Genomic DNA, 18486 nt, shown 5'->3' on the forward strand with positions numbered 1-18486 from the left:
GATAGAGGCCTTGTCTTTGGGCTTCGAGCTCTTCCAGAGATTTTTCCATGGGACCTCCTTATCTGATTGTTATATAACAATCAGATAATAGGCCAAAAAAAAGGAAAAGTCAATATTTACCCATAAATTTGTCTCACACCCCTCTCCTAGGGAGATCAGCCCTGCTTGACAAAGTAAAACGAACTTTGTTACCTTATAAAATCTTTTTAGCAGTGGAGAATAATTGTTTTTTCAAGAGCTTACGCTATCACTTTCCCGTTTTTGGGCCGACCAGGGGTGCGTCATCCAGCAGGGCTACGACCTGGAGGCCGGAGCGGGAACCTTTCATCCTTCGACATTTTTAAAAGTCCTTGGGCCCGATCCCTGGAAATCGGCCTATGTGGCTCCCTCCAGACGGCCTGCCGACGGCCGATACGGGGAAAACCCCAACCGATTACAGCAGTATTACCAGTACCAGGTCCTCTTAAAGCCCGCCCCCGAAAATATTCAAGACCTTTATTTGAAAAGTTTAACCACGGTAGGTATCGATCCCTTGAAACATGATATCCGATTTGTTCAGGATGATTGGGAATCTCCAAGTATCGGCGCCTGGGGACTGGGGTGGGAGGTCAGACTGGATGGAATGGAAATTACCCAGTTTACTTATTTTCAGGAAATCGGCGGGATTGCGCTTGAGGTTATTCCAATCGAAATTACCTACGGCACGGAACGGATTGCCATGTATCTTCAGGAAGTCGACAACGTCTTTGATTTAAAATGGACCGAAGGGGTAACCTACCGAGATGTTCATTTCCTGGGAGAAGTGCAAAACTCTATTTATAACTTTGAAAAAGCGAATATCGATACCCTGCTTACGGTATTTGAATTGTATGAAGCCGACGCAAAAAAACTGATTGAACAGCAATTGGTCATTCCGGCCTATGATCTTTGTATAAAATGTTCCCATATCTTTAATCTATTGGATGCCAGGGGAGCGATAAGTGTTACGGAACGAACGAATTATATCGGACGTATCCGGTATCTCGCAAAAAGGTGCGCGGAAGGTTATTTAAACCTGATTTCGAAAAAGGAACCTGCGGGCCAGCAAGCCCAAACCGCCGCCGATAACCTGAAAACGGGTCCCCACCCCTCATGAAAGCCCGTTCGTTATCCCGTGAAATGAAAGAATTTCTACTTGAAATAGGCGTCGAGGAAATTCCTTCCCGCCTGATTTCATTCGGGATGAAAAAAATGGAAGAAACGGCCATAAAGTTTTTCAACGAGTCCCGGTTGAACTTTGAAGGGGTCAAAACCTATGGAACCCCTCGAAGATTCATTCTTCATGTCGCGAACCTGGCTGAAAAACAGGCGGAGTCGTCGGAAGAGGTTATCGGACCTCCAAAAAAAATCAGCTTTGATTCTCAGGGAAACCCGACGCAGGCCGGTCTTAAATTCGCTGAAGCCCAGGGGGTTTCGATAAAAAACCTCACAACGAAGATTACCCCTAAAGGGGAGTATCTTTCGGTTATCAAAAAAAGGCCTCAACTTAAAACCAGCCACCTTTTAAAAAATGAACTTCCGCGTTTTATTCAATCCATTTCCTTCCCGAAATCGATGGTTTGGGGTCCGTCAAAGGTCCGTTTTGTCCGGCCGATCCGGTGGATCGTCGCCCTTTATGGGGAGAAACCGATTTTTTTTAAGCTTGGAGAGATCAAAAGCGGAACGGTTTCCCGTGGTCACCGGTTCATGGCGCCTAAATCAATGCGCGTTCTAGATTTTATAACCTTTGAGAAGCAGCTCCGGAAACAATTTGTGATAATTGATCCGGCAGAGCGAAAAGAGATTATTCAAAAAGAAGCTCGTCGTTTGGGCCTTGTCTGCGGTGGACTCGCGGAAATTCAGGAAGAAATCCTGGAGCAGGCGACGGATACGGTCGAATACCCGGTCGTTTTTAAGGGAAATTTTGAAGAAAGTTTTTTAAAGCTGCCGAAAGAAATTATTATAAACGCGATGTGCGAACATCAAGGCTACTTTCCAGTGATGAACGCCGCCGGCGATCAGCTTCTCCCTCATTTTATCGCCGTCAGCAACATTAAAACCCGCGAGATGAAAATCGTTCAAAAAGGAAATGAGCGGGTGTTGCGTTCCCGCCTCTCCGATGCCCAGTTTTACTTTGAATCCGATTTAGAGGTCAAACTGTCAGACCGTGTTGAAGAGCTGAGAAAAGTGGTTTATCAGGAAAATCTGGGAAGTCAGTTTGACCGTGTCGAACGCCTTTCCGCTTTATCCGCGGAAATCGGGATAATGTCAGGCTCTTCCCAACCTCAAATTGACAAAGCTCGAAGGGCAGGGATTCTTTCGAAAGCAGATTTACTGACCGGAGTCGTTCGGGAATTTCCGAAATTGCAAGGACTTATGGGAAGAGAATATGCGCGTCTTCAAGGTGAACCTCAAGAGATTGCCGTTGCGCTTGCGGAACAATATTTGCCCAGGAGCTCGGGAGATACCCTCCCTCAAACCCTGACCGGAAAAATTCTTTCAATGGCAGATAAAACCGATGCCATTGTAGGGGCCTTTGGCGTCGGGTTGATTCCGACCGGTTCAGAAGATCCCTACGGATTAAGAAGGCATGGAACGGGGTTGATTCAAATCGCTCTCTCTTTGACTTTTCCCTTGTCATTACAGGAGTTAATAGAGAAATCAATCGGCCTGTTCGGAAAGAAAGTGTCGGTTGCTATTAACAAAGAGGTGATGGAATTTCTGAAACAACGGTTTGAATTTGTGCTTGTTTCCCGGGGATACCGCTCTGATATAATACAATCGGTTATTTCGGCCGAATTTAATGATCTGATCATCGGACTTAAAAAAGTGGAGGCCCTGACGAATTTCAGTTTAAGACAGAAGCCTGTTTTTGAAGCCTTGTTGACCTTATATAAACGGATGAACAATATTGTACCGAGAAAGCTGAACCAGGAGGCTGTTGTCGAAGATTTGTTTAAAACAGAGGCAGAAATAGCTCTCTATGCGGCCTTAAAGGAAAAAACAGAAGAAATCAATCGGTTGCAAGGGTCCAGCGACAGCTCATTTGAACCTGTTTTAAACGCCCTTTCACCATTAAAGGATGAAATCGACCGGTTTTTTATTGCAGTCATGGTGAATGATCCGGATGAACAGCTTAAGCAAAACCGTTTAGCTTTGCTGAGTCGTTGTTTACAGCTTTTTAGAGAAATCGCGGATTTTTCAAAAATTACGGCAGAAGCGTAATTTATTTTAAGGAGAGTGTCATGGCAGCGCCAAAGAAAAAAAAGAAATACGTTTATTTTTTTGGGGAAGGTAAGGCGGAAGGAAAAGGGAACATGAAGGACCTTTTAGGGGGAAAAGGCGCCGGACTGGCCGAAATGACCAATCTCGGAATCCGGGTTCCCCCGGGGTTTACCATCTCCACTGAAGCGTGTATTGCTTATTTTACCAACCGGGAAAAATATCCCGATGGAATGTGGGAAGAGGTGTTGTCCAATTTAAAGCGGTTGGAAAAAGTGATGGGCATGAAATTTGGCGACCCGAAGGCCCCTCTTCTGGTTTCTGTCCGATCGGGTGCGAAAGCTTCGATGCCGGGGATGATGGATACCGTTTTAAACCTTGGATTAAATGATGAAACCATTCAAGGGTTAATTGCAAAAAACGGAAATGAACGGTTTGCTTTGGATACCTACCGCCGGTTTATTACCATGTTTGCCAGCGTGGTGATGAACGTGAAGCGGGACCTGTTTGAAAAGATCCTCGAAGAAAAGAAACACTCGCTGGGGATGTCACTCGATACAGATCTAGATATAGGGGCTTTAAAAGAGCTGATACAGTCCTTTAAGGATCTGGTCCATTCAGAAACCAGGAACACCTTTCCCGAAAAACCGATGGAACAATTAAGAATGGCCGTCAATGCGGTCTTTGATTCGTGGTACGGGAACCGTGCCGTTACCTATCGCAGATTGAACAAAATTCCGGATTTCTGGGGAACAGCCGTCAATATTGTCGTAATGGTTTTCGGCAACATGGGGGAGACCAGCGGAACAGGGGTGGCGTTTACCCGTGATCCGAATTCCGGCGAGCGGAAGTTTTTCGGAGAGTTTCTTTTTAACGCGCAGGGAGAAGATGTGGTTGCCGGAATTCGTACCCCGCTTCCGATTTCAGCCCTGGCAAATAAACTTCCTCAGGCTTATAAAGACCTGGTGACGATTTATAAGAAGCTGGAAAAATACTATAGGGATATGTGTGATATTGAGTTTACTATTCAAGAAGAAAAACTCTACATGCTCCAGACGCGGGTCGGAAAACGAACCGCCGCCGCAGCCATTAAAATGGCCGTTGACATGTGCAGGGAAAAATTGATTGATCAAAAGACGGCTATCCTCCGGGTGGATCCTCTCCAGCTGGATCAATTACTTCATCCAACCATAGACACCAGAGCCCATGTCAAGGTGATTACCAAGGGATTGCCCGCCTCACCGGGCGCCGCGGTGGGGAAAATTACCTTTACGGCTGAAGAGTCTGAACGGATGGCCGATTTGGGAGAAAAAGTGATCCTGGTGAGAACCGAAACCTCGCCCGAAGATATTGGCGGAATGCATGCGGCTCAGGGGATTTTGACAGCGCGGGGCGGAATGACGTCTCATGCCGCTGTGGTTGCCCGCGGAATGGGAAAATGCTGCGTGGTGGGCTGTTCGAGCCTGGTTATTCATGAAGAAAGAAAGACCGTCCAGGTCGGAGATCTTGTTTTAAGGGAAGGAGATTCCATTACGCTGAATGGGTCTACCGGAGAAGTGATTTTGGGGGAGGCGCCGCTCATTCGTCCCCGGTTAAGCAAGGAATTTAAAATCTTGATGGGGTGGGTCGATAAAACCCGGCGGTTGGGTATCCGCACCAATGCCGATACCCCTCATGATGCCAGGGTGGCGAGAGAATTTGGAGCCGAAGGAATCGGACTTTGCCGGACAGAACATATGTTTTTCAGTACGGACCGGATTAAAGCCGTGCGGGAAATGATTTTATCCGACGCTCTTGAAGGACGAAAGAAGGCGCTGGAAAAACTCCTTCCTTACCAAAAAAATGATTTTATCGGGATTTTCAAAGAGATGAACGGATTGCCTGTAACGATTCGGTTGCTGGATCCTCCTTTGCATGAATTTTTACCTCATACCGATGAGGAATTGAAGAGTCTTTCCGAAGAAATGGGAACCACTTTTGAAGCGCTTTCGCAAAAAAATAAATCTCTCCATGAATTCAATCCGATGCTCGGACATCGGGGGTGCCGCCTCGGAATTACCTATCCGGAAATTTACGAAATGCAGGTCCAGGCGATATTCGAAGCCGCCTGTGAATTAAAAAAAGAAAAGTATAAAGTCATTCCGGAAATCATGATTCCTCTGGTGGCTCATGTTCATGAATTTGAAATGATGAAAGAGCTGGTAGACCGTATAGGTCAACGGATTATGGAGAGTTATAAAGTCAAAATTAGTTACCGCGTAGGAACAATGATCGAGCTTCCCAGAGCGGCTCTCGTGGCGGACCAAATTGCCAGGACGGCTGAATTTTTTTCTTTCGGGACCAATGATTTAACCCAAACCACTTTTGGTTTAAGCCGGGATGACGCGGGGAAATTCCTTCCCGCCTATATTGAAAAAAACGTTTTACCCCAGGATCCCTTTGTCTCCATCGACCAGGACGGAGTCGGCGCTTTAATCCGAATGGGGGTCGAAAAAGGACGATCCACCCGGAAAGAGTTGAAAACCGGGATTTGTGGAGAGCATGGTGGAGAGCCTCAGTCGGTTGAATTTTGCCATAAAATCGGGCTGGATTATGTCAGCTGTTCTCCCTATCGGGTTCCGATAGCCCGTTTGGCGGCGGCACGGGCCGCGATTAACCCCGGAAAAAAATAAGACCAGAAATCCTCTCTTAGGTTTATGAACCGTGTGATGGACGAAGATGAAAGACTGATGAAAAAAGCGCTCCATCTTGCCCAAAATGGAAGGGAGAGCGTTTCGCCGAATCCGCTCGTGGGAGCCGTCATCACCCGGAAGGGAAAAATTGTCGGCAGAGGGTATCATCAAAAAGCAGGGCTGCCCCACGCCGAGGTTAATGCGATCCGCCAGGCGGGAGCTAAAACCCGGGGCGCGACTCTTTACTTGAACCTTGAACCCTGCTGTCATTCTGAAAAAAGGACTCCCCCTTGCACGGAAGCCATTTTAAAAAGCGGTATTAAAAAAGTCGTTGTCGCGATGAAGGACCCTAACCCGAAAGTCAACGGGAAAGGAATTTCCTTCCTCCGAAACCATGGTGTTTTGGTTCGAGAAGGGGTATTAAAAACCGAGGCAGAGGTCTTGAATGAGATTTTTTTGAAATTTATCACCACACGCCTTCCGTTTGTCGCCTTGAAAATTGCAGCCACGTTGGATGGAAAATTAGCGACTGCCGCCGGGAAATCCAGATGGATTACCGGAGAGAAGGCCCGGATGTATGGTCATCGTTTAAGAAACCAATATGACGCAGTGTTGGTCGGAAAGGGGACCGTCGCTGCCGATGACCCTGAATTAACCGTAAGACTTTCACTCCATTCCAAACGGAATCCGATTCGGATTGTCGTCGATGAAACGTTATCCGTTTCCCCGGATTCAAAAGTTTTTAACCTCCAGGGGGAAGATCGGGCGATTGTCGCTACGACACGGCTGGCTGAGATAGTCAAAAAAAAAGAATTTGAGAAAAGAGGCGTTAAGATCCTTCAAATTGAAGAAAAGGAAGAAGGGGTAAGCCTTTTGGCCCTGATGAAGGTTTTAGGTCAGATGGAAATTACCAGTGTTTTAATTGAAGGAGGTTCCCGGATTAACGCGTCTGCAATCGATGAAAAGGTCGTTGACAAGATTTATTATATGGTGGCTCCGAAACTCATGGGTGGAGAGAATTCCGTTTCCGCCGTCGGCGGACGCTCTCCCGCCGATCTTTCAGCATTAACGGTGTTAAAAAAAGTGAAGATAAAAAAATTAGAAAATGATATTTTAATTGAAGGGTATTTGAATTAATTTTTTCTGTCACGAATAAAACAGGTGAAGCATCAGGCTTTGCCTGTGCGGAACATGGGGTTCGGGGGCATCGGAGGATTTCACGAAGTAAAACCGCACGGGCCCCTGAATAAAACAAGGAGAAAGAAATGAAATTGTTTTTTATCGGGACTTTGATTTTTACAATGGTTGTTTTTTCCTCTTCGAAGCTGTATGCCGCGGAAGACCGTACGCTGGAAAATGTTTTTAAGAATGCTTATTACGGAGCTGCCATTGGAGGATTGCTGGGCGCCGCCATTATGGTTTTCACAGACAGGCCGGTTGATCACTTAAACTATATCGCATATGGAGTGGCCGGAGGGGTGATTGCAGGAACCGTTTATGGTATGACGGTTCAGGCCAGATCTTTTGCTGACATTAACCAGGGCAAACTCGTGATCAATCTTCCTGAACCCGAAATTAAAAATGATTCGCTGCTGGATCCGGCCGAAAAGAAAAGAACGATCGTTTTCCTTCCCCTCCTTCGTTACCATTTTTAATCTGTGTTTACGGGTATTGTTGAAGAGACGGGTGTCGTTAAGAAAATCGCCAAATCGAAGCAATTTGCCCGTATTACGATTGAAGCTAAAAATGTTTTAAAAAATGTCGTTCCCGGAGAAAGCATTTCAGTCGATGGGGCTTGTTTAACAGTGGTTCAGTATTCCAGACCGATTAGAAACAAACCGCGGGGGGGGAGTATGTTTTCAGCCGATCTTTCAGACGAAACGCTGAAGCGGACGACGTTGGGCAGCCTTCATCCGGGAAGCCCGGTGAATCTTGAACGGGCGGCGCGATTTTCAGACCGGATCGGAGGGCATCTCGTTTCCGGCCATATTGACGGCATCGGCGCCATCAAAAAAATAGAACCGGTTGAAAACGCTTGCCTTTTCTTCATTGAGTTGCCCAAAAAGCTCTTAAAGTATTGTATTGAAAAAGGCTCCATTGCCATTGATGGCGTCAGCTTAACCGTGAACCAAATCAACCCGCGTGGGATTTTCCTGATGATCATCCCCCACACGTTAAAAGTGACCACGCTCGGCCATAAAAAAGAAGGCGACAAAGTGAATATTGAAAACGACCTGGTGGGCAAGTACGTCGAACGGTTCGTAAAATTCAGATAAGGTAACAAAGATCGAGCCCGATTAAACAGACTTTGTCCGTAAGACCATGTTTTTCAATAATTACACCTACTTATCTGAACTTATTTTTCAACAGGCTTGGGCAGTCTAGGCAGGGGCCAGTTGGTGGTCCTTAGCCTTACGGGTCTTGAGAGTCGGCAAAGCCTTGATGGACTTCCCAGTTTTTTGTTCGGCCAAGCATAGCTCATAATTACTTTGCAGGTTGAGCCAAAATTGTCCGCTCGTGTTGAAATAATGGCCAAGGCGCAGAGCCGTGTCGCCGGTGATAGAACGCTGTCCGTTCAGAATTTCAGTGACGCGGTTGGTCGGCACCTTCATCTGCCGGGCGAGTTCGGCGGCGCTCATGTCGAGCGCTTTCAGTTCTTCGGCCAAGTGTTCGCCGGGGTGAATCGGAATACGTGCCATTTTTAAATCCTCCTAATGGTAATCAACAATTTCTACTTTTACCGGTCCGAGAGAATCTTCGGGCCATTCGAAGCATAGGCGCCACTGATCGTTAATGCGGATGCTAAATTGGCCACGCCGGTTACCTTTCAGCGCTTCGAAGCGATTACCGGGCAAGCCGACAAGATCTTTGAGAGACAGGGCTGCTTCAAGACGGTCGAGCTTCAGCCGCGCGGCTCGTTCGATACTGGCAAACGGTTTCACTCGTTTACCCACAGCGAAGTCTCTAGTCCGCTTGTCCCGATAGCTGATAATCATTACTTATGATAGGACTAATTATTCATTACGTCAAGCGTAATTATTTTGGATAAAAGCAAATATTGAGAAGATTGTTTTATTGATTAGCGTTTGTAATCGAGTATCCGGCCAGATAGCCGAAGCTTGTGGACTTCAGGAATGTTGCTCGTCGCACGCCCCACCTACCAAACCTAAAAAACCAAATGCCTTAGAATTGGTGATTTTCAATATAAAGAAAGTATAACGCTTAGCTTATCGGGATGTAACCCGGCTTGGCAGGGTTATCAGGTTGAAGCCGTTGTTAGGTTTTTGTTGTCATGTTCCACAGTTATTACTACTTTTCCTTGGGCGTGGCCTTCTTCAAGATACCGGAGTGCTTCAGGGACTTCACTCAGCAGATAACATCTATCGATGACAGGTTTTATTTTGCCGGATTCAAGAAGCTCTTTCAGAAAGAGCAGATCCTTCTGGTTAGGTGTTGACGTCAGGGCACCCATCTTCTTGCTCCCGGCCATGGATATCCATGGTCCCAGAAGCAGGGCTTGAAATAGCTGGGCTGTATTACCTCCAGCCATAACATAAATCCCTCGGGGACTTAATGCACGCTTGTAATCGAAGATCGAACGAAATCCGTTCACCGCAAGGATCAGGTCATAATGCCGCCCGCTCTTGATGAAATCCTCCTGCGTGTAGTCGATAACATGGTCGGCGCCAATCGAGCGCGCCATATCCACCTTCCCCGTGCTACACACGGCGGTAACTTCAGCCCCGAAATACTTGGCGATCTGCACCGCAAACGTACCAACACCACCGGACGCACCATTGATCAAAACCTTTTGTCCCGTCTGTATCTGCCCCTTGTCGCGAAGTCCGTGCAAGGCGGTGAGTGCTGCCAAAGGCACGGCCGCCGCTTCCTCGAACGATATATTGGCTGGCTTCAACACCAATTCATTTTCACGGGCACACTTATATTCGGCAAATCCGCCAAAACCACTTGCGAATATGTCCCCGAACACATCATCACCAAGTTGAAACTGGCCGACATTCTTACCCACCGCCTCAACCCGCCCCGCAATGTCGGCACCGAGTATCTGGAATTTTGTTGGCTTTAGAAGCCCGGAGTACAGACGGGCCAGGAACGGGTCAGCTCTCATGAGACGCCAGTCAGCGGCATTCACTGATGCCGCACGGACTTTTACCAGTACTTCATTGTCCTTGGGAGTAGGTTTTTCTACTTCTTTTAATTCAAGAACATCCGGTGGTCCGTATTTTGTGTATACAATTGCTTTCACCGTTTCTCCATGATCTCTGTTAAATGTAAGTTCCAAACGGTCAATTTCCAAGCCGTTTCGCTCGGAAATAAAGAAATAGCGGCAACCCGAATGAAAGGCCAATCAGCAATGTCGCTGGAATAAAAAGCCAAAGATTTTTCATATTAAGGCGGCTCCCCTCGTAAAATAAAAATACGAAAAACACGACTACTGAAACAAGCAGATCCCCCGCGACGGCAGAAGAGACATGATTTGCAAATATGGATGTGAAGAAAAGAGAGATTGTTGGCTCTGGAACCCCAAGGAAGCCAATAAGAAATGCCCAGGGGATAAGGACGCCTGGAACAGACAAAATCAAGTAAAACGTGCCCTGTGTCATATTTCTTTCTCCTTATATGCCTAACATTCAGAGTAAACGGGCCAGATGGAAGAGAGTTCCGGGACCGCAAGATTAGATATCGGTTTTACGGTTGTGGGTCTTTTGGTCCCCTTATGGAATTAACCCCAGCAAAGTGACACACCTTTACTTCAAGGGCTGAGTGATTGACCAGTGAGTTTGGATGATCCGCCAATGACCGTCTTGATGCTGATATACCTCGGAGCAATTCCAGCGCATTTGTGTTTCTCCGGTATACGAAATGTAATTAAACGTGAGCGCGGCCACCTCGCCGCATATTTGTACTTTTGGATTGATGATCTCATCTCGGTCAATTAAAATTCTTCCTCGGATGGCTTCGTAATAACGGGTCAGCGCCTCCAGGCCATCCAAGCGACGTTCCAGAAAGGGGTCAAAATATAAAACCTCAGGAGCAGAGATCTCCAAATAGCCGGAGGGGTCTCCCTTGCCCCATCGATCCAAGGCCTTACGTTCCATGGCAATAATGGTCACTCCAATGTCTTTCTCGGTTTCCATAGTTCCCCCATTGTTTAGATTTTATTTAGTTCTAACTTCATGATAAGCGCCTGAACACCGACACGATTTACATGTTCGGTTCCCTCTACAATTTGAAATCCAAACTGTTTGTAAAGTTTTACAGCGGGGTTTTTGGCTCGCACACCTAAAGAAATAGAGGAGTAAAAGCGTGTTGCAGACTCGATGAGTAATCTCAATAACTCAGTTCCTATTCTCTTATTCTGGTGCTCTGGAAGAACACCTATAGCCAGTTCCGGCGTGAAGTCATTCAGATATCCATAACCTTTCTCCGGCCCATTCAGTAAGCGGATCCAGGCAGCCCCCACCGGTTGTAAACTGTGTGCTTCAAACGCGGCAAAGCCTAATAACGACCCAATTCGAGACGCCGCTAATACCCGTTCAGCTTCTGCAACAATGGGCTATGCTTTCAAGGTAACAAGGTAAGCAGTTAATTGAATATAAAGAAATTTCCATCAATTAACAAGCCTAAAAAAAGGCCGATTGGGCAACATTATAAAGTGTAAGGTCACGATCTCCATCGATTTCCAAAAGATGGTAAGTTAGAGGAAGGTCTTCAGTGGCGTCTTTCAAGAAGCGTTGTTGATCTACGAGGATTCAATTCCAGAATATTGAAAATAAAGGGGTTTTTCCAAAAAATGAAATTTTTGGCAATCCCGCTTTGCTCCAATCGATGGATGACGATGGAAATGCGTTTGCGGTTTGGGTTCAGCGTCATTGTATCCAGCGAAATTGTGTCTCTTCAAATGTCTGGGCAAATCGATATACAACAGAATCCGGGTGGAAGGGAGCAGTTCAACTGGCACACGGAGCCTCCGATGTCCAGGTGGCAATGGATGGAAACGGTCATGCGATAATCACCTGGGCCCAATTAAAAGGTATTTTTTGGAAGAAATGGAAAATCCAAGCAAATTTATATATGCTCAAAGAAAAAGGGAAGAGTAATATAGGATTCGAGGCGGGCACCCAAAATGCCTCTCATCCAGCGATTGCGGTCAATGATCATGGTAAGGCGGTCATCCTATGGGACGAAACAGACGAAGCCACTTATAAAATGTGGGCTATGTTTATAACCCTTCCTAAGCCATAAGCAACCGCAAGTGCCCCGAACTTTTAAATCTATCCACTTGATCACCTCCTTTACAATCACCACGGAAAAACACTTTGTCGGGGAGGAAGGATTTGATCATAACCTTATTCTTTGACGGTTTTGAGGAAGACTGTTGTGTATTTTCTCCCAAATACTTCCGTTCCACTTTTCAAAGTGTCGAAAGTAAAATGGAATCACTTTTGCCTTTAATAAATTATCTCCTTGATCAAATAAATTAATATGTAAATGGGGAGCCGTGGTATTACCGGAATTTCCGACCTCTCCAATTTTTGCTCCTATTCTCACGTGCTGACCCAAAGAAACTGCAATCGACCCCATTTTCAGATGAGCCATTAGAACGGCAAAACCTTTTGGGGATTGAATGACGACGTGATTTCCCGCATTTGGTCGGAAGTCGATCTTACCATTCTCACTTTTTGGACGAAAAAGAAAAGACCGTAAATAGGCACTGAAAAACTCTTTAAAGAAATTTAGGCTTTTTCGATCCTGCCAGCCATCTTGTGCCTGTACAACAACGCCATCACAAGGCGCAAAAACAGGCCTTGACCACCCAAACCATTCTTCTGACTGAACCAGATTAATAAAATAACGCAGCTTGCTTCCCGGAAAATATCCCCTTTGCCCTTCGGCTCTCCCCATGAAGTCAAAGGCAAAAGGGTGATGACCCGGGGCACGCATATAACCCCATTCACCGCGAAGAGGAAACTCAATCACAGGTCCGGATTCTGAAGAGAAATCTTTTTTCATAGCGTATTTTATTTTAGAAGCCACGGAATCGACTATTGGATACCAGAAAGTGAGGCCCATTGTTTAAAATAATTTATAAGAATTGACTTAAAATACCATTGCATGGTCGACTAAACATTTTGAGTTTTGCTCAACCAGGACCAATTCGGCCACAAATTCTCCGCTTTGTTTTGTACACCATTGCTTCCAAATGATGGCTAGAGATGACGGGCGCCGAAAGACCGCAACAAACTTCCTTTTTGAAAAATAGCCCCATTCAGTCTGGTAGCGCTTGCAGACTTTCTCAAAATGTTCTTTAGTCACAATCCCTTTCAATCTGTCGGTGAAATCCCTCGTGTGTTTTTGATAATTAATCTCCGTTGAGCCTGCCATGAGGTTATCCATGATTGGGTTGGCTATCGCCAGAATGTCATTATCGGATTTTTTGGCCAGTTCCATAAGTGGGCCCTCCACAACACTATTATTTTCTTTTAAACCTATTTCACATTGTGAACAATTTATATGAGAAATGATCAGGTGTCAATTTGGATCAAAACCATTCGGGTATTCTGAGGAATCCCGTTTACTATAGTCTTGGATGGAATGGCGGATGTCGGACCTGAGACTTTCAGGAAGCAATTATGATGGAAAGTCGAGTGCCGAAAATGTGTGAAACGTGTCACCGATGGTGATCATGGGCATTCTCGCCCTTTGCCATAGCGAGGTGATGGGGCTGATGATGCGCACCCTGAACGAGTAAACCAATAAATCCAAGTCCGCGGATTTTTGCCAGAGTCTTGGAATCATTGGGATCTTTTGTCTTAACTATCAAATGTACGCCACCTGGGACCTTCTCCACCTCCGCTAACCATTGAGGCATTTCGTTGAGGATAGCTGTATGCGGGACCACCATTGATTGAATCGCCTCTTCCGTTCGTCCCTTGCCTATGATCTCCATCGACAATCCGGAAGGAATTTGCCTCGACTTCACCTCAGATCGCAGGATGACCTCGTTCATGTCAATAAGATGTTGACGTAACTTTTCAAGGTCCACCTTGTTCCAATCGGTATTCGGTTCCCTTTCGAGGATTTGAACAATTTCCTGTATGGCACCAAACGCATCTTGTCCTGGCAACGTCGGCGTTGAACGCGAATTCTGCTCCTCGATCATCTGCAGGTGGGTCTCGTGCATTGCTTTCATGTCAACAGACTCGTCGCCATACACTAGATCACCTCCGATAATAAGTAGAGCCAAGGCGAAAATAACTCGAACTGTAGAGGACCGTAACTTCATAAATGTTTCCTTCCCACGGAACTGTCATTTCCGATGATTCGATGTTTAGGTATTCAGACCTTCTTTCTCTCTTCTCTCATATTTGCCTCATGAATCGCGTTCGAAAGCACATCAAGGCTGTGAAAAATCTGAAGGAGTTCGTCCTTGGAAATCTGCTCGAGAATCTCGCTGAAGCGCCCCCGGCTCGCTTTTAAAAGTGAGTCTGCCAGTCGATAGCCCTTTTTCGTAAGGGACACCTGATGAACCCTACGATCGTCTTCGGACTGACGCTGTAGGATATAGCCATCTTCCTCCAGAGCTCTGCAAAGACGAGTCACATTGCTTTTGTCCAGCGCCAGCGTTTTCTGAATATCCCCCTGCGAAAGAGGACCTTCTCTGCCCGCCGTTTTCAAAGACATCAGAGCATGTGCTGCTGAAACTGAAATGGGCTTGCCGCAGGGCGTCTGGTTCCTTAGCAGACCAAAAACGCGAATAAAACGCTGGATTTTTTCTCGAAGGATTAACTCGATAGATTCTTCAGTCATATAAAACAAGCTTATCAGATATTAGTTGCTAACGCAACTAATATCTTGCTGCTAAAGTCTTTGCTAATCGAATTAACTCGTCTAATCACGGTTGTAATCTACGATGGTTTTGGATGGAACGTACCTATTGCTTCCAGGAAGGAAGGATTTATCTGTTTTTCCAATAACCAGGTCGCCGCCGGCCATGCGCGACTGCGACAATCTGAACATTAGTGTTTTTTACCCGATATACAATTGAAAAAGGGAACCTGTGTAAAAAATATCGCCGTGTTCCCCGAACATATTTAGGCCATCTTTCGGGCGCTTCTTCAATTTGACTCATCCCATGATCAACTTCATCAAGAAAGGCTTTGGCTACCGATTCGTTCTGCTCTTTGTACCAAAGGAAGGTTGCCTGCGTTTCAGCTACAGATTCAGGATGTAACTCAAGAGAATAGATTGGCATTAATTTTTGAGGATTTTTCGACGGGCTTCGGACCAAGGGATCATTCGAACAGTGGAAGCGTCAACTTCTTTCAAGCGCTTAGCAATTTCATCTTCCCAAGCCGCCTCAGCTTCTGGATCGAGGGTATCTTCTAAGCTTTCCAATAAGGTTCCGGCCAAAGCCGCACGCGCCTCAGGAGGAAGATTCAAGGCTTCTTTTAATATTTTAGAAGTATTCGCTGACATGAAAAACATTATACCACAATGTTCTTTATGAAACATCCATTTGAATTGACCCAAGACCAGCGATAGACTTCGCACCCACTTATTAATCATGTCATTGCGAGCACCGAAGGGTGCGTGGCAATCTTATCGTAAAGTCTTGAGATTGCTTCACTTTGTTCGCAATGACAGCTTTCTAACTCTGTTCTTAGGAACAATGACGGACGGCACTTGGAGAACCGCCGAACGCCCGCTTTGCGCCCACTCGCTTCCAATATTTTGAGTTGACAACTGCGGCGGGTTCAGCCTCCAATCAGAAGGGAGGGGGATATTGAGTTTTATGACCAAATCCTTCGGTGTCTCCAGTTGAAAAAGCACATAGGGAATACCTTCACCTTCGGGACCGGTATGTACTCTGACCTCAAGGATAGCAAGGGAGGGTGTGCTACAGACATATACCATTGGGATGCCATATAAGTTCCAGCGTCCGGGATACCCACGGGCTCCCTCGCCGCTAAGGACACCTTTTACGTATTTTTTCTTTACAATCCTCCATGCGGTGATCAAGCAAGGACCCCGTGCTCGATCCTCATGAGAAGACTTTCGACTTCCCGTGCTCCCGTTTCGCTTTTCATTAGTTCAATCGGAATCTTACCACCCAGTCCAAACTGTGGTCGTTTCAACCAGGACCATGCTTTTAGTTTGTCGTCGAATACCCCGGTTGCGATCTCGAGGATCCTGGCAAAACGTACGAGGCGATCGCTTGCATTGTTATCCAGGTCTTTATTAGACTTTCGCCATCTCAGGAACGTGCTTTCGCTTGTACCCAGCACATCCGCTATCTCTTTGTCGTTGAAATTGAGTTCTTTTTTAAGTGTATCTGCCACAGAAAAATCGATCCCATGCATAATCGCTTTATGAATGGCGAAAGCCTCCCCCTCCGTTCCCGGCTTATTCTTTAAGACATACATAACGAGCCGTTTCGTGACTTCGGTTCGAGAGTGTCCGAACCACTTATTCTCGGCGGCCTGAACTTTGTTGTGGGAGACTATGCCGTTGGTTTTTTCATCAGCTCTATGTTTCAATGATGCAGTTCTTTTCTTTGTCTTCTTTGCATGAGTGTGGATATCCATGATGAGTCCTTTCTTATGTCATTTGGTGGTATTATATCATTCAAATGACACTATTGTCAATGACCGCTCGAATGGAACAAATATTCAAAATCCCAGACCTATAATCATGTAGAGTTTTTATGCGGCACCTATTCATTCTAAATGGGTATTCCGCCAAAAAAGGGTTAATCAGGTTAACTTCTTCCACCTTCCTGATGAAACCTATGGAGCAATCGGTGAATGATTGGGGCCAAAAGTATTCCCGCAATAACAATGAAGATAAGCCCTGAAAAGAGTGCGTAACATCCGGCAAATATCTTTCCGGCAGTCGAATGAAGCTCATTGACCGGGCCCATACCCCCTAAAATCATCGAGGCATTTAGAAATGCATCTACCCAGGGGAGTCCTTCAATGAAATGGTATCCAAATATTCCGGCGGAAAGAGCGGTGATAACGACCAATGAGGCCACCCCGGCGTTGATTAAAATGCGTCCTAGAAATACCCTAAAAGGGAGAACAGGATGGTTTTTGTGCTCAAACATCGGAAGTATACGGGTTCAAAGGGTTCATTGCGGTCAGTTTAATTATCTTTTGCGGCGATTTGATCAATCGAAACACCGAGAATCTGAAGTTTGTAAGCCAGCATTCGCCGGCTAATCCCCAGCATTTGGGCGGCCCGGGTTTGGACATAGTGATTTTTTTTAAGGGCTTTTACAATTAAATCTTTTTCAAATTCTTTTACCGCCTGTTCAAAATTAATTTCTCCGGAACTGTGGCCCTGTGTCAAAGGCATAGATTTAACCGATGATCGGCAGGTTTCCGGAATATCGTTGGGGGTAATCGTCGACCCGGAAGAAAGGGTATAAACCCGTGAAATAATATTTTCCAGCTCCCTGACATTCCCGGGCCAATCATATTGAATGAGGCTCGCGAGCGCATCAGGGGCGATTTCTTTCACCGGTTTTTTTTCTTCGGCCGCTTTTTTCCTGATAAAATGCTTAACGAGCAACCCGATATCTTCTTTTCGTTCTCTCAGAGACGGGAGAAACAGAGGGACGACATTAATCCGGTAGTAAAGATCACTCCTGAAGTTTCCTTTTTTAACCTCTTCTTCCAGATTTTTATTGGTTGCTGTGATGAGTCTGACATCAGATTTAATGGTCTGATTTCCTCCCACCCTCATAAACTCTTTTTCCTGAATCACCCGGAGAATCTTAGCCTGCGTCGTAAGGCTCAGGTCGCCGATTTCATCTAAGAACAGCGTCCCCTCGTGAGCCGCTTCAAACTGCCCGATCCTTTTTCCCTGGGCATCTGTAAAGGCCCCTCGTTCGTGCCCAAAAAGTTCGCTTTCAATAAGGGTTTCGGGAATGGCCGCGCAATTAATGGCAATAATGGGCTTATCCCGCCGGCTGCTGTTATAGTGGAGGGCTCTCGCCACCAATTCTTTCCCTGTTCCGCTTTCGCCGGTAATGAGAACCGTTGTTTTGGTGTCGGCCAGGAGTTCTATTTTTTCATAGATATCGTGCATAACCTGGCTGATTCCAACCAGGTGCTCAAAATTATAAACCGTATTAATTTCCTGATGGAGCCTTTTGACCTCTTTTTCGAGAGAGTGTTTGGACAGCGCGTTCTGAATGACCAGAATCAGTTCTTCCGGGTCAAACGGCTTGGTCAGATAATCCGCGGCGCCCGCTTTAATCGCTTCCACAGCAGCTTTTACCATTGACGTGCCGGTAAGCATAATGACGGGAAGATGAGGTTTCATTTGCCGAATAGCTTTTAGCGCCTCTATTCCGTTCATCCCCGGCATGATAAGGTCAAGCAGCACCAGATCGATATCTCCTTCGTTGAGGAGGTTTAATCCGTCCTTCCCTCCCGCGGCGGTTTGTAGATTAAACCGGTCTTTTAGGGCGACTTTGAGAGTCTCACGGATGCTGGACTCGTCATCGATGATTAGAAGATTATGCAATGTTTTTAAAATTCCT

The 18486-nt window shown here is 46.1% G+C and carries 24 protein-coding genes; 8 read left to right on the top strand and 16 right to left on the bottom strand.

Going from position 1 to position 18486, the window contains the following annotated elements; genetic code table 11:
* Positions 1-223: 223 nt before the first annotated feature.
* From HYR79_00045 to HYR79_00070, 6 genes are all read left to right on the top strand, one after another.
* The gene (locus HYR79_00045) at positions 224-1135 is read left to right on the top strand and encodes a glycine--tRNA ligase subunit alpha (GenBank protein MBI1820076.1); all 912 of its coding nucleotides are present in this window, start codon (positions 224-226) and stop codon (positions 1133-1135) included.
* A complete protein-coding gene (locus HYR79_00050; protein MBI1820077.1) occupies positions 1132-3243 on the top strand; it encodes a glycine--tRNA ligase subunit beta in 2112 nt (703 codons plus the stop codon). Before HYR79_00045 ends, HYR79_00050 begins: the two co-directional genes overlap by 4 nt.
* Positions 3244-3263: 20 nt before the next feature.
* Positions 3264-5912, top strand: a complete 2649-nt coding sequence (locus HYR79_00055) for a pyruvate, phosphate dikinase (protein ID MBI1820078.1) — start codon at positions 3264-3266, stop codon at positions 5910-5912.
* A 36-nt stretch (positions 5913-5948) separates the two neighbouring features.
* The gene (gene ribD / locus HYR79_00060; protein ID MBI1820079.1) at positions 5949-7049 is read left to right on the top strand and encodes a bifunctional diaminohydroxyphosphoribosylaminopyrimidine deaminase/5-amino-6-(5-phosphoribosylamino)uracil reductase RibD; all 1101 of its coding nucleotides are present in this window, start codon (positions 5949-5951) and stop codon (positions 7047-7049) included.
* Positions 7050-7177: 128 nt separating this feature from the next.
* Positions 7178-7567 carry a hypothetical protein gene (locus HYR79_00065; GenBank protein ID MBI1820080.1) on the top strand — a complete coding sequence of 130 codons (390 nt, stop codon included), beginning with the start codon at positions 7178-7180 and terminating at the stop codon, positions 7565-7567.
* Between the two features lie 3 nt (positions 7568-7570).
* Positions 7571-8188 (top strand): riboflavin synthase, encoded by a 618-nt coding sequence (locus HYR79_00070; GenBank protein MBI1820081.1) that lies wholly within the window; start codon positions 7571-7573, stop codon positions 8186-8188.
* Positions 8189-8293: 105 nt separating this feature from the next.
* Here HYR79_00070 and HYR79_00075 read toward each other — a convergent pair whose 3' ends face one another.
* The 6 genes from HYR79_00075 to HYR79_00100 all read right to left on the bottom strand — a co-directional run bounded on the left by HYR79_00075 (position 8294) and on the right by HYR79_00100 (position 11487).
* Positions 8294-8611 (bottom strand): HigA family addiction module antidote protein, encoded by a 318-nt coding sequence (locus HYR79_00075; GenBank protein MBI1820082.1) that lies wholly within the window; start codon positions 8609-8611, stop codon positions 8294-8296.
* A gap of 12 nt (positions 8612-8623) precedes the next feature.
* The gene (locus HYR79_00080; GenBank protein MBI1820083.1) at positions 8624-8908 is read right to left on the bottom strand and encodes a type II toxin-antitoxin system RelE/ParE family toxin; all 285 of its coding nucleotides are present in this window, start codon (positions 8906-8908) and stop codon (positions 8624-8626) included.
* A 263-nt stretch (positions 8909-9171) separates the two neighbouring features.
* On the bottom strand, positions 9172-10179 hold the full coding sequence (locus tag HYR79_00085; protein MBI1820084.1) for an NAD(P)-dependent alcohol dehydrogenase: 1008 nt from the start codon (positions 10177-10179) through the stop codon (positions 9172-9174).
* A 40-nt stretch (positions 10180-10219) separates the two neighbouring features.
* Positions 10220-10516 (bottom strand): DUF2834 domain-containing protein, encoded by a 297-nt coding sequence (locus tag HYR79_00090; protein MBI1820085.1) that lies wholly within the window; start codon positions 10514-10516, stop codon positions 10220-10222.
* Positions 10517-10681: 165 nt separating this feature from the next.
* A complete protein-coding gene (locus HYR79_00095; GenBank protein MBI1820086.1) occupies positions 10682-11071 on the bottom strand; it encodes a DUF4440 domain-containing protein in 390 nt (129 codons plus the stop codon).
* Between the two features lie 14 nt (positions 11072-11085).
* Positions 11086-11487 carry a GNAT family N-acetyltransferase gene (locus HYR79_00100; protein MBI1820087.1) on the bottom strand — a complete coding sequence of 134 codons (402 nt, stop codon included), beginning with the start codon at positions 11485-11487 and terminating at the stop codon, positions 11086-11088.
* A 240-nt stretch (positions 11488-11727) separates the two neighbouring features.
* Here HYR79_00100 and HYR79_00105 point away from each other — a divergent pair, with 240 nt between their 5' ends.
* Positions 11728-11946, top strand: a complete 219-nt coding sequence (locus HYR79_00105) for a hypothetical protein (protein MBI1820088.1) — start codon at positions 11728-11730, stop codon at positions 11944-11946.
* The gene (locus HYR79_00110; GenBank protein ID MBI1820089.1) at positions 11922-12179 is read left to right on the top strand and encodes a hypothetical protein; all 258 of its coding nucleotides are present in this window, start codon (positions 11922-11924) and stop codon (positions 12177-12179) included. Before HYR79_00105 ends, HYR79_00110 begins: the two co-directional genes overlap by 25 nt.
* Positions 12180-12275: 96 nt before the next feature.
* On the opposite strand, the gene HYR79_00115 is transcribed toward HYR79_00110, so the two are convergent.
* The 10 genes from HYR79_00115 to HYR79_00160 all read right to left on the bottom strand — a co-directional run bounded on the left by HYR79_00115 (position 12276) and on the right by HYR79_00160 (position 18470).
* Positions 12276-12947 carry a M23 family metallopeptidase gene (locus HYR79_00115; GenBank protein MBI1820090.1) on the bottom strand — a complete coding sequence of 224 codons (672 nt, stop codon included), beginning with the start codon at positions 12945-12947 and terminating at the stop codon, positions 12276-12278.
* Between the two features lie 87 nt (positions 12948-13034).
* On the bottom strand, positions 13035-13385 hold the full coding sequence (locus tag HYR79_00120; protein ID MBI1820091.1) for a hypothetical protein: 351 nt from the start codon (positions 13383-13385) through the stop codon (positions 13035-13037).
* A gap of 220 nt (positions 13386-13605) precedes the next feature.
* Positions 13606-14220: a hypothetical protein gene (locus tag HYR79_00125; protein ID MBI1820092.1), complete on the bottom strand. Its 615-nt coding sequence runs from the start codon at positions 14218-14220 to the stop codon at positions 13606-13608.
* 53 nt (positions 14221-14273) lie between these two features.
* Positions 14274-14744, bottom strand: coding sequence for a MarR family transcriptional regulator (locus HYR79_00130; protein ID MBI1820093.1), 471 nt, complete (start codon positions 14742-14744; stop codon positions 14274-14276).
* Positions 14745-14892: 148 nt separating this feature from the next.
* A complete protein-coding gene (locus HYR79_00135) occupies positions 14893-15189 on the bottom strand; it encodes a type II toxin-antitoxin system RelE/ParE family toxin (GenBank protein ID MBI1820094.1) in 297 nt (98 codons plus the stop codon).
* Complete coding sequence (locus HYR79_00140) at positions 15189-15503, bottom strand: addiction module protein (GenBank protein MBI1820095.1); 315 nt, start codon at positions 15501-15503, stop codon at positions 15189-15191. The genes HYR79_00135 and HYR79_00140 overlap by 1 nt, the downstream gene beginning before the upstream one ends.
* A gap of 57 nt (positions 15504-15560) precedes the next feature.
* Positions 15561-15956: an RES family NAD+ phosphorylase gene (locus tag HYR79_00145; GenBank protein MBI1820096.1), complete on the bottom strand. Its 396-nt coding sequence runs from the start codon at positions 15954-15956 to the stop codon at positions 15561-15563.
* A complete protein-coding gene (locus HYR79_00150) occupies positions 15953-16474 on the bottom strand; it encodes a DUF2384 domain-containing protein (GenBank protein ID MBI1820097.1) in 522 nt (173 codons plus the stop codon). The genes HYR79_00145 and HYR79_00150 overlap by 4 nt, the downstream gene beginning before the upstream one ends.
* 221 nt (positions 16475-16695) lie before the next feature.
* Positions 16696-17043 carry a hypothetical protein gene (locus tag HYR79_00155; protein ID MBI1820098.1) on the bottom strand — a complete coding sequence of 116 codons (348 nt, stop codon included), beginning with the start codon at positions 17041-17043 and terminating at the stop codon, positions 16696-16698.
* Positions 17044-17081: 38 nt separating this feature from the next.
* Positions 17082-18470 carry a sigma-54-dependent Fis family transcriptional regulator gene (locus HYR79_00160; protein MBI1820099.1) on the bottom strand — a complete coding sequence of 463 codons (1389 nt, stop codon included), beginning with the start codon at positions 18468-18470 and terminating at the stop codon, positions 17082-17084.
* Between the last annotated feature and the right edge of the window lie 16 nt (positions 18471-18486).

The organism is Nitrospirota bacterium, from assembly GCA_016178585.1.
Taxonomy (GTDB): domain Bacteria; phylum Nitrospirota; class Nitrospiria; order JACQBW01; family JACQBW01; genus JACOTA01.